Source organism: Bacteroidota bacterium, from assembly GCA_034723125.1.
Lineage (GTDB): Bacteria > Bacteroidota > Bacteroidia > CAILMK01 > JAAYUY01 > JAYEOP01.
The window spans coordinates 1-7,929 of sequence record JAYEOP010000521.1; the positions used below are offsets into that span (position 1 = coordinate 1).

General features: G+C 29.3%; 8 protein-coding genes. All 8 read left to right on the top strand.

Annotated features, from left to right (window positions below):
• The first annotated feature begins 177 nt into the window (after window positions 1-177).
• A complete protein-coding gene (locus U9R42_13455) occupies window positions 178-828 on the top strand; it encodes an HAD family hydrolase (GenBank protein ID MEA3497027.1) in 651 nt (216 codons plus the stop codon).
• Window positions 829-990: 162 nt separating this feature from the next.
• Window positions 991-1,266: a co-chaperone GroES gene (locus U9R42_13460; GenBank protein MEA3497028.1), complete on the top strand. Its 276-nt coding sequence runs from the start codon at window positions 991-993 to the stop codon at window positions 1,264-1,266.
• Between the two features lie 30 nt (window positions 1,267-1,296).
• Window positions 1,297-2,940 (top strand): chaperonin GroEL, encoded by a 1,644-nt coding sequence (groL, locus tag U9R42_13465; GenBank protein ID MEA3497029.1) that lies wholly within the window; start codon window positions 1,297-1,299, stop codon window positions 2,938-2,940.
• A gap of 197 nt (window positions 2,941-3,137) precedes the next feature.
• Complete coding sequence (der, locus tag U9R42_13470) at window positions 3,138-4,454, top strand: ribosome biogenesis GTPase Der (protein MEA3497030.1); 1,317 nt, start codon at window positions 3,138-3,140, stop codon at window positions 4,452-4,454.
• Between the two features lie 92 nt (window positions 4,455-4,546).
• On the top strand, window positions 4,547-4,789 hold the full coding sequence (locus U9R42_13475) for a hypothetical protein (protein MEA3497031.1): 243 nt from the start codon (window positions 4,547-4,549) through the stop codon (window positions 4,787-4,789).
• A 199-nt stretch (window positions 4,790-4,988) separates the two neighbouring features.
• On the top strand, window positions 4,989-6,128 hold the full coding sequence (locus tag U9R42_13480; protein MEA3497032.1) for a hypothetical protein: 1,140 nt from the start codon (window positions 4,989-4,991) through the stop codon (window positions 6,126-6,128).
• 33 nt (window positions 6,129-6,161) lie between these two features.
• Window positions 6,162-7,250, top strand: a complete 1,089-nt coding sequence (gene ricT, locus U9R42_13485) for a regulatory iron-sulfur-containing complex subunit RicT (GenBank protein MEA3497033.1) — start codon at window positions 6,162-6,164, stop codon at window positions 7,248-7,250.
• A 196-nt stretch (window positions 7,251-7,446) separates the two neighbouring features.
• A complete protein-coding gene (locus U9R42_13490) occupies window positions 7,447-7,914 on the top strand; it encodes a gliding motility lipoprotein GldH (GenBank protein MEA3497034.1) in 468 nt (155 codons plus the stop codon).
• Window positions 7,915-7,929: the final 15 nt, after the last annotated feature.

Consider the following 7,929-nt stretch of genomic DNA (forward strand, 5'->3'; position numbering starts at 1 on the left):
TATGCAAAGAATTTTTGCCTAAAAAAAGAAAAATATAATTTAATTTATTTATCAGGCGTTTTGAAATTAAATTGGTATAAGTTGTAACAAAAATTCTTAAAATGCCGAATTTGAATTAAATTTGAATTCGGCATTTTTTATTGCAAAAACCTTTTTAATGAAATAAAATAAAAATTTATGAAATTCAAAGCTGTACTTTTCGACCTTGATGGCACCTTAATAAATAGCATTGTCGATATTGCAGATTCAATGAATGTTGTATTGAAAAAACGAAAATTCCCTGAACATTCTATTAATGAATACATGAAATTTATAGGAAATGGAATAATTGAATTAGTAATATCATCATTACCCCAAAACAAAAGAGATAAAAAGACTGTTGAAGAATGTGAAAAGGAAATGAGAGAAATATATGCAGAAAAATGGCTTCAAAAAACTTACATTTATAAAGGAATTCCTGAATTGCTTGATGAACTGACAAAAAGAAATTATAAGCTTGCTATTCTTTCTAATAAACCACATAAATATACAAAAAAAATAGTTGAGATACTTTTTGACAAATGGAATTTTGATATTGTTTTTGGTGCAAAAAATGGAGTTGCAAAAAAACCCGATCCTGTTTTAGCTTTTGAGATAAGCAAAATATTAAATATTTCATGCGAGCAGTTTATTTATGTAGGAGATTCTGCTACAGATATGCAAACAGCAATAAATTCAGGGATGTATCCTGTAGGAGTAAGTTGGGGTTATAAATCTATTAAAGAAATAAAAGAAAGCGGAGCAAAAAAAATAATATCAAACCCATTAGAATTACTTGATATATTCTAAGGGATTAAAAGATTTCCCCCTAAAATCTCCCTCCCAAATTATCCATTCATGACAAAATGACTTTTAAAATTATGCCTAATGTGGAAATAAATATATTTTTTGCTTTGGCATAAATTGTGAATAACCGCATTTGTAATTTTAAAAAACATAAAAATAATAATTATGACAAAAAAAATAAAACCTTTAGCAGACAGAGTGTTGATTAAGCAATCAGATGCTGAAGAAAAAACACAATCAGGGATAATAATTCCTGATTCAGCAAAAGAAAAACCTCAGCAAGGAATTGTTATTGCCGTTGGTCAGGGAATAAAAGATCAACCGATGACAGTAAAAGAAAAAGATACAATTTTGTATGGGAAATATGCCGGAACAGAAATTTCAATTGAAGGTGAAGATTACCTGATTATGAAAGAATCTGATATTTTGGCAATAATATAATTTTTTAAAAACAATAAAAACGATAAAAATATGGCTAAGATTATTGAATTTGATTCAAAAGCGAGAGATTATTTAAAACAAGGTGTGGATGCATTAGCGGATGCAGTTAAAGTAACATTAGGTCCACGAGGACGAAATGTAGTAATTGAAAAAAGCTTTGGTGCACCACAAATTACTAAAGATGGTGTTACAGTAGCAAAAGAAATTGAGCTTAAAGATCCATTAAAAAATATGGGTACTCAAATGATAAAAGAAGTTGCTTCAAAAACTTCTGATAATGCAGGAGACGGAACAACAACAGCTACAGTTTTAGCACAATCTATAATCACAGAAGGATTGAAAAATGTTACTGCCGGAGCAAATCCAATGGACCTTAAAAGAGGTATTAACAATGCTGTAAAAGCAATAATAAAAGAAATTGAAAAAATTTCAAACCCTGTAGGAGACGATATTAGTAAAATTGAACAAGTTGCTTCAGTTTCTGCTAATAATGATAAGGAGATTGGGAAACTTATTGCTGAAGCAATGGAAAAAGTAAAAAAAGAAGGAGTAATTACAGTTGAAGAAGCAAAAAGTACTGATACTTATGTTGAGATTGTAGAAGGAATGCAATTTGACAGAGGTTATCAATCACCTTATTTTATTACAAATTCTGATAAAATGGAAACTGAATTGGAAAATCCATATATTCTTTTAGTAGAAAAGAAAGTTTCTAATATGAAAGAATTACTTCCTATTCTTGAAAAAGTTGTTCAAACAGGCAAACCTGTTTTAATTATTTCGGAAGAAGTAGAAGGTGAAGCATTAACAACATTGGTTATCAATAAAATCAGAGGTTCTTTTAAAGTTGCTGCTGTTAAAGCTCCCGGTTTTGGTGACAGAAGAAAAGAAATGTTAGAAGATATTGCTGTATTAACAGGAGGTACTTTAATTTCAGAAGAAAGAGGATATAGCCTTGAGAATGCTGACATTGCATACCTCGGTCAAGCCGAAAAAATTGTTATTGACAAAGAAAATACTACAATTGTAAACGGCAAAGGAAAAGCAAAAGAGATTAAAGAAAGAGTAAATCAGATAAAAGGTCAAATTGAAACAACTACATCTGATTATGATAAAGAAAAACTTCAAGAAAGATTAGCAAAACTTGCAGGTGGTGTTGCCGTATTGTATGTTGGAGCTTCTTCAGAAGTTGAAATGAAAGAAAAGAAAGACCGTGTTGATGATGCACTTAACGCAACAAAAGCTGCTGTTGAGGAAGGTATTATTCCCGGTGGTGGTGTAGCTTATATCAGAACTTTAGCGGTTTTAGATAAAGTTAAATTTGAAAACAATGATGAAAAAACAGGTATTGATATAGTAAGAAAAGCTATTGAAACACCATTAAGAATTATTGTTGAAAATTCAGGACATGATGGTTCTATCGTACTTGAAAAAATTAAAGAAGGTAAAGATGATTTCGGTTATAACGCAAGAACTGAAAAATATGAAAATCTTCTTGACTCAGGAGTTATTGATCCTGTAAAAGTTACAAGAATTGCATTAGAAAATGCTGCTTCTGTTTCAGGTATGCTTTTAACAACAGAATGTGTTATTGCTGACGATCCTGATGACAAAGAAGATATGCCTCCAATGGGCGGTGCTCCAGGAATGGGCGGCATGGGCGGAATGATGTAAAAAACATTGTTTTTATTCCAAATTTAAACCCCTTCTTTCTTTATTGAAAAGAGGGGTTTTTTATTTTCCCTAAAATAATTAATAATAAAAATCTTTATCTTTGTCCTTTTTAAGATTTATCGAAATAACTAAAACAAGAATATTTTTAAAACTCCCTATTTTTTTTTAATACAATCCCTTTATAAAAACAAAAATAAATGAAAAGAACAGTAGCAATTGTTGGAAGACCAAATGTTGGAAAATCAACTTTGTTTAATAGAATTATTGGAAAGAAAAAAGCTATTGTTGATGACATTAGTGGAGTTACACGCGACAGACAATATAATTATGCCGAATGGCTAGGTAAAGAATTTATCGTTGTTGATACCGGAGGCTATGTAAAAAAACATGAAGATGTTTTTCAGAAAGAAATAAAGAAACAAGTTGAGTTTGCTGTAAATGAAGCAGATGTAATTGTTTTTGTTGTTGACAATACTGTAGGAGTAACTAGTTTTGATGAAGATTTTGCCAGATATTTACGAAAATCTAAAAAAGCAATAATTGTAGTTCCAAATAAAACAGATAATTTTTTAAAGATTAATGATTCTTATGAATTCTACAAGTTGGGATTTGAAACTGTTATTACGGTGTCTGCAATAAATGGAACGGGAACAGGTGATCTTTTAGATGAGATTATTTCTCTTTTACCTCCTGATGAAAAATCAGAGGAGGAAATTCCAGTTGTTGATGTTCCAAGAATATCAATTATTGGTAAACCAAATGTTGGAAAATCAACATTGGTAAATGCTCTTTTAGGAGAAGAAAGAAATATCGTTTCTGATATACCCGGAACAACAAGGGATTCAATTCATACTCACTATAAAAAATTTAATAAAGAGTTTGTTTTAATTGACACAGCAGGATTAAGAAAAAAAAACAAAGTAACAGATAACGTTGAATTTTATTCTACATTACGAGCTATCCGCTCAATCGATGATTCTGACGTTTGCATTTTGATGATAGATGCAAATGATGGACTTCAAGGACAAGACCAGTCAATAATTAGCCTTATCGAAAAACGCAGAAAAGGTATAGTGATTTTATTGAATAAATGGGATACAATTGAAAAAGACACAAACACAGCATCGAATTATATAAAATCATTAAAACAAAAAATTGCACCATTTAATGATATCCCTGTAATTACTGTCTCAGCTTTAAATAAAACAAGAATTTTTAATGCTTTGGATCAGGCAATTGCTGTTTATAAAAAGCAAAGAAAAAAAATCTCTACTTCTGAACTTAACAATTATATGCTTAAGATGATTGAAAAAAATCAACCACCCTCAGTAAAAGGAAGATTTATTAAAATAAAATACGTAACACAAATTGATGCAACTTTTCCATTTTTTGCCTTTTTTTGTAATAATCCACATTATATTAGAGATTCTTATAGAAATTATTTAGAAAATAAATTGAGAGAACAGTTTGATTTTGAGGGTGCAACAATAGTATTGTCTTTTAGAAAAAAATAATTTTAATTAATTTTGAAATAAATTCTTTGTAATAGTAAAATTATGCAGAAATTTGCTCCAATATAAATTTAACGTTAAACTAAAATTAATTAATGATGAAAAAGTATTTTGCAATTATCGCAATTTTTGGAATGTTAACAGCAGTAGCTTGTAACAACACAAAAGACAATGAAGAAGATGTAGTTGAAGAAGATGCAACTGAAGAAGTTGTTGAAGAAGAAATTGTTGAAGAAGAAGTTGAAGAAGTTGTTGAAGAAGAAGTTGTTGAAGAAGACGCTGTAGTTGAAGAAGAAACTACAGAAGAAGAAGCTCCAGCAGAAGAAGAAGTTGAGTAACATTTTCAAAAAACGAAAAACTTTGCTTCAATGAAGCAATCACAAAAAGGAGTGAGTAATTCACTCCTTTTTTTTGTTTAAAATTTATAAATACAATTGGTCTTAAACTGCTGAAAAAATAATTACCTTTGTTAAATCTATTGTAATGGATTTTTTGTTTGAGTTTAAAAAAATGCTGTTTTAAAAAAGAAGATTACTTATGAAATTTTCAGATGTTGTTGGACTTGAAGATGTTAAAAGAAAACTGATTAAGAGTGTAAATAATAATAAAGTCAGTCATGCGAATTTATTCCTTGGGAATGAAGGTACTGGTGGACTTCCATTGGCTCTTGCTTTTGCTCAATACATAAATTGTAACAACAGAAAAGAAAATGATTCATGTGGAGAATGTTCATCATGTAAAAAAAGTGAAAAATTAATTCATCCCGATTTTCATTATACCTATCCTATAATAAAAAAACCAAATAATAGAAAATCAGTAAGTGAAGATTATATTAATGAATGGAGAAGTGCTATTTTAGAAAATCCATATTTAACTTACACTGATTGGTTAGTCAAATTAAAAGCAGAAAATAAGCAAGGAAATATATATATCGAGGAATGTCATAGAATAATAAAAAATCTTAGTTTAAAAGCATATAGTGGTAAAAATAAATTTCAAATTATCTGGCTTCCTGAATATTTAGGGAAAGCAGGAAACTCTTTGCTTAAAATTATTGAAGAGCCAACAGCAAATACTTACTTTATTTTTGTTGCACAAATCAAAGATAAAATACTTAACACTATAATTTCCAGAATGCAAACAACCTTGTTACCTCCTTTAAATCATGATGTTATATCTGATAAACTAACAACTGCTTTTGGAGTTGAACATGAAGAAGCTATTAATATTGCACATTTATCAAATGGAAATTACTCAGAAGCTTACTCACTTTATCAAAAAGGACAGAATGACCATGCTGAAAGCTTTATAGAATGGATGCGAATGTGCTACTTATTCGAAAAAGACCCTAAGAAAATTTATGATTGGATAAATAAAACTGTAAAAGAAGGTAGAGAATATCTTAAGGATTTTTTAAAATATGGGATTCGAATTATTCGGGAAGCATTTTTGTTGGGTAATGAATTAGAGGATATTACTCACCTCAGTAAAAGCGAACAAGATTTTGCCATAAAATTTTCTCCTTTTGTAAATTCACAAACAATACAAGAAATTTATGAATTACTAAATAAAGGACATTATTATATTGAAAGAAATGCAAACTCTAAAATAGTCATTTTTAATCTATCTTTGCAATTTAAAAGAATTTTTAAACAGGTAAGTATTAAACAAAAATAACCTTTTTGATTTTAAATTCAGAAGCTACTAACAATGAAAAACGACAATACTTTTACTTTTTTTAACGATCCTGAAGACAAGACTACATTAGACCTTAATTCTGATAAAAAACATAGTTTATGTTCTTATAAACTTAATACTTTTGATTGGATGAACCAATTAAAATATGTTGATGAAGAAAACATTCCTGAATTTGTTGAAGTAAGATTTAAAAATACAAGAAAAGGATTTTATAAAAACCCTGCTAAAATTAGAACCAATATAGGCGATGCAGTTGTTGTAGAAAGTGCTACAGGCAATGATGTTGGATTAATAAGTCTTTGCAGCAACCTTGCTAATCGTCAAATGTTTAAAAAAGAAATAAGCAGAGATTCAGAAGAAATATTAAGACTTGTAAGATTAGCCTCATTAAAAGACATTGAACAGTGGAAAGAAACTAGGAATATTGAAAATGAAACTTTACTAAGTGCTAGGAAATATACAAGAGAACTTGGTCTTGAAATGAAGATTAATGATATAGAATATCAGGTTGGTCGTAAAAAAGCAACCTTTTACTATACTGCTGATGGGCGTGTTGATTTCCGTGAACTTATAAAAATATTTGCTAAAAACTTTAAAATAAAAGTTGAAATGAGGCAAATTGGAATCCGTCAAGAAGCAGGAAGGATAGGCGGTATTGGAGATTGTGGAAGAGAGTTGTGTTGCTCTTCATGGCTTACAAACTTTACTTCGGTTCCTACTGTGGCTGCAAAACAACAAAACTTGTATTTAAATCCATCAAAACTTTCAGGGCAATGTGGTAGGTTAAAATGTTGCCTGAATTTTGAGCTTAACTGTTATCTAGAAGCTCTTTCAAACTTTCCTAATGAAAACATTATTCTCAATACGAAAAAAAATAAAGCAAAAGTTTTTAAATCAGACATTCTTAATGGAATAATGTGGTTTTCATACATTGACAATGATAATGATGGAACTTTTCCAATTCATATTAATAAAGTTAAGAAAATAATGAAAATGAATAAAAAAGGAATTTATCCAAATGATTTATCCGATTTTATTCAAGAAGATATATTACAAAAAAAATCAGAAGATGAAGTTGACTTTTTCCATTTTGATAAATAGTGCCTCTAAGAAAACTATCAAATTTTATGATTTCTAAGATTTTTGACCTGCCTTTGCCGTCAGGCAGGAGAGATTTTTTTTTGAGACGAGGCGATGCCTTAGCATCAGTGAGTTGAGAAAGATGAAAATATCACAAAAAGATAGGAATCTAATTTTGCAAAGTTTTCTTAGAGACACTAAATAGCAATATTTAAATATGAAAAAAATAATACTCTTTTACTTTTTACTAATAACAGTTGTTTTTACCTCCTGTCAAAAACCTGATATTCTTGATAAACAAATAGACATCAATCCTGAAGGATGGGATTTTAATGAAAATTTTCAATTTCAATTTATCATCGAAGATACATCGGCTTTTTATGATGTGATTTTTACAATTAGAAATACAAGTGAATATAAATTTTCCAATATTTGGGTAATGATTGACAAATATTCACCTCAAAATATTCAATCAAAAAAAAGATACGAATATACTCTTGCCACTCCTGATGGCAGGTGGCTTGGTAATGGTTTGGGTGATTTAATTGACCATAAATTTATAGTTGATAAAAATGTGAAATTTCAACAAAAAGGCAAATATAAATATATCGTTAACCACGAGATGAGAATAGATAAGCTACAGAATATTCAAACTATTGGGCTTAATGTTAAGAAAAGGAACTGAGGGAAGCGATTGAAT